This window comes from uncultured Candidatus Puniceispirillum sp., from assembly GCF_963979125.1.
Classification (GTDB): domain Bacteria; phylum Pseudomonadota; class Alphaproteobacteria; order Puniceispirillales; family Puniceispirillaceae; genus Puniceispirillum.
Genome location: NZ_CAXBVX010000139.1, coordinates 1 through 3,792, shown reverse-complemented (window position 1 = coordinate 3,792; position 3,792 = coordinate 1). Strand labels below are relative to the sequence as shown.

Genomic DNA, 3,792 nt, shown 5'->3' with positions numbered 1-3,792 from the left:
AGGTAAATCTATCTGGTCAGTATCGATTGAGACATTTGATGATGACCCTCAGCCCGGCATAGGTGGCGGTGTCATGGTCAGTGGCGAACGGCTTTTTGTGCATGCGGGTGGTCATATGCTGGCGGCATTATCGGTTGAAGATGGGACAAGCATATGGTCGATAGATCTGCCATTACCTATTCGCGGAGGGCCAACCGCGATTGATGATGAAGCCATCGTCATCACCGATATTGACGGCAATATACTGGTACTGTCCATGGAAGATGGCATAGCGCTTTGGGATCGTGCGGGACTGCCATCAAGCACAATTGTATATGGCGTGCCGTCACCTGCCTATAATGATGGTGAACTTGCTGTTGCGGGTGCAGGTGGTGAATTATTAATGCTGGATGTCACCGATGGTGAAATTATCTGGACTGAGTCATTGGCCACGTTTAACCCCCGCACGCCATTACAAAGCATCGGCGATATTCGTGCCAATCCGGTATTTGATGGTGGCCTTGTTTTTGCGATCAGCCAGTCTGGCCGTATTGCGGCGTTAAATGCGCGTTCGGGTTTTATGCTATGGGATGCGCCGATTTCAGGCGTCGAAATGCCATGGGTTGCAGGTGATACGGTTTTTGTCCTGTCGCTCGAAGGTCGGGTTTATGCAATCCGCCGCGAAGATGGTTTGGTGCGGTGGATCGCTGAATTGCCAGATGCCTTGCCAGCTGGCGCAATGGCGTCTGAATCGCTGACGCGTTATGTGGGACCACTTGTTGCCAATGGACAGGTGATGGTGATTTCAAAGTCCGGCAGCTTATATTTGCTTAATGCCGAAACAGGTGTTGAGACTGGCAGTCTGAATGTGGGTAGTGATGTTGTCACGCCCCCTCAGATTGCTGGTGGACGACTTTTTGTGCTGTCTAATAATGGTCAGCTTTCAGCCTTCGACTAGATATACTGGCGCTAAATTATGGTTACTTTTGCGATTGTTGGTCGCCCAAACGTTGGTAAATCAACATTATTCAACCGTCTGATTGGACGACAGCATGCGATTGTCGATGATCAGCCTGGTGTGACGCGTGATCGCCGTGAAGGTGATGGCGCGCTAGCGAGTCTGCGCTTTCGTGTCATTGATACGGCGGGGCTTGAAGAAGCCAGCGATGGCAGTCTGGAAGACCGGATGCGGTATCAAACCGAGCTGGCTATCGTCGGGGCAGATGTCACATTGCTGGTTGTTGACGCCCGTGTTGGCATCACGCCAGTTGATAAATTTTTTGCTGGTGAAATTCGTAAATCTGGCGCGCATGTCATTCTGGTTTGTAACAAATGCGAAGGTAAAATCGGCGCTAGCGGTGTGGCTGAGAGCTGGACACTTGGGCTGGGTGAGCCAGTTGCCATTTCGGCGGCGCATGGCGAAGGTCTTGTCGATCTGCATGATGCGATGCTTGAAGCGGCTGACAAACAGGGGTTGGCAGGCGTGCTGACAGGCGACGATATTCTGACAACGCATGAAGATGATGACGACTTACCTGACAATGATGCCGAAGCACCGCTTGATGCCGAAGGCAACCCTGTGGATGTATGGCAGGATGAAGCTGCCAAACAACCGATGCGGATTGCTATTGTCGGGCGGCCGAATATGGGTAAATCGACCTTAATCAACAGTCTGCTTGACGAGGATAGATTGCTGGTAGGCCCCGAGGCAGGCATCACCCGTGATTCGATTGAATTGCCGTTTGAATGGCAGGGACGCCCCTATAAGCTGGTTGATACCGCTGGCATGCGCCGCCGCGCCCGTGTTGTCGATAAGGTTGAAAAGCTGATGGTCGATGATGCGTTGCGCGCGATTCAATATGCGCATCTATGCGTGTTGCTGATCGATGCGACCGAAGAACTGCACAAGCAGGATCTGTCGATTGCCCGCCTGATTGCCAATGAAGGCCGTGCCATTGTCATTGGTGCCAACAAATGGGATGCCGTGCGCAACAAACAGGAATCAGCGATGCAAATTTCGGATCGTCTGAAAACCTCTATGTCACAGCTAAAGGGTGTGCCTGTTGTGCAAATGTCTGGTTTGCATAAAAAGGGGCTTGGCAATTTGCTTAAAGCGGCTGATGATATGTACGCTGTCTGGAATACGCGCGTGTCAACAGGGCGGCTTAATCGCTGGCTGGAAATCATGCTTGAAGCGCATCCGCCGCCATTGGTTGAGGGGCGCCGTCTGCGTATCCGCTATGTAACCCAGATCAAGACACGACCACCGACATTTGCATTATTTGTCAGCCGCCCGGCTGATCTGCCTGATTCCTATCTGCGTTATTTGTCCACTGGCTTGCGGAATGATTTTGGCTTGCGCGGGATTCCCATCCGCATGGTTATGCGAAAACGTGAAAACCCCTTCGCCTAGACTGGATAGCTGTTACTCAGCCCAGCGCAATCTTTACCTATTATTATCCAGCATGTCTGCCAGCATAGCACCCAATGCGCCCAGCATATGGGCAACACGCGCTGCGCCATCAGCCTCTAGCGTCATATGGCTTTGCGCCGGATTGCCCGACACAGGTGTTGATGTCATATAAAGAGCGCGGTTAATTTCGATCTGCACTGACTGCCGCGGGGAATTGATCCGCCCATATTCACGCGTGATATGCCCGCCTGCATAGGGCTTGTTCCACGCAACGCTAAATCCAGATTCGGCGATAAACTCACTGATCTGCGAGCCAAGCTTGGGGTCTATGGTGGTGCCAAGACAGTCGCCCAGAACAAAATCGGCAAGTGGCCGCCCAAGCTGATCAGTCTGTGGCATCGAATGAATATCAAGCAACAGATAATGCCCGTGAAATGTCAGCGCTGTTTCCAGCGTTTCGGCCAGCATCTGGTGATAGGGCGTATGCACCATGTCAAGCCGCCGCCGCACTTCGTCATGTGATAAAGCTACATTATGTATCGGCATGCGTGCCGCATTCAGCCGTGGCAACAACCCATAACCGGCCTTGACTTGGCGCGATGGTGTAGCGGCATCAATCGTATCAGCGAACATGATTTTATCCAGCGCATCTATAGGCCGGTTCACATCCAGAAAGGCGCGCCCAACATGATTGGTAATGGTGGTGATATTATGCGCCATCATGCCTTCGATCAGCCGGTCAACGGCGAAATCTTCAAGATCACGCAAGGCGGCAAGTTCAAGCGCGCTTGTCGCGATAAACTCGGCTGGATAGAGACGGCCAGCATGCGGACAGGACACCACCACCGCCCGTGTATGGGCAGGTGTAGAATGACGTTTGCTGACAGCGACAAAATTGGCATCGTCGGTATGGCATGAAGCTGCCTCAGGCGTGCGCGAAAAATCAAGCGCCAGCGCAGCGCCATCAACCATGACTGGCGTGACATCCTGGGGCATAACATCTTGGGGCATAACATCTTGCATGTCAGTTGCAGATGCAGTTCCCTGAGATGTGGGCAAGGTAGCAATATCGGGAGATGTAGAAAGCGCGTCCATTCGATAAAAAATACCATCTCGCCACCGCACGTCAATTTAAATTCTGCTAAAGTGCTAATATGATGCAGATTAGGTGTGATCTGGCCTGATCTTGTGCCAGAGGGTGCCAGAGGGTGCCAGAACGCAACACAATCTAGTCAAGCATGGAAAAAGCGCCCAATCTGGCCAAAAGGGCTTGCCATCTGTCCGCGCTTGGGGCAGATATAGGCACGCATGATGTTGACTTTGGCCATCATGCAATGCCGCATAAATGGGGGTGTAGCTCAGCGGGAGAGCACTTCGTTGACATCGAAGGGGTCACAGGT

3 protein-coding genes are annotated in these 3,792 nt (G+C 52.3%); 2 read left to right on the top strand and 1 reads right to left on the bottom strand.

What is annotated here, in order from left to right; all coding sequences use genetic code 11:
• Both ABNT28_RS10305 and der read left to right on the top strand, forming a co-directional pair.
• The coding region (locus ABNT28_RS10305; RefSeq protein WP_348721539.1) for a PQQ-binding-like beta-propeller repeat protein at positions 1 to 937 on the top strand (937 nt) is incomplete at its 5' end.
• Between the two features lie 18 nt (positions 938 to 955).
• Positions 956 to 2,392, top strand: coding sequence for a ribosome biogenesis GTPase Der (gene der, locus ABNT28_RS10300; protein ID WP_348721538.1), 1,437 nt, complete (start codon positions 956 to 958; stop codon positions 2,390 to 2,392).
• Positions 2,393 to 2,425: 33 nt separating this feature from the next.
• On the opposite strand, the gene ABNT28_RS10295 is transcribed toward der, so the two are convergent.
• The gene (locus ABNT28_RS10295) at positions 2,426 to 3,487 is read right to left on the bottom strand and encodes an N-formylglutamate amidohydrolase (protein WP_332924445.1); all 1,062 of its coding nucleotides are present in this window, start codon (positions 3,485 to 3,487) and stop codon (positions 2,426 to 2,428) included.
• Between the last annotated feature and the right edge of the window lie 305 nt (positions 3,488 to 3,792).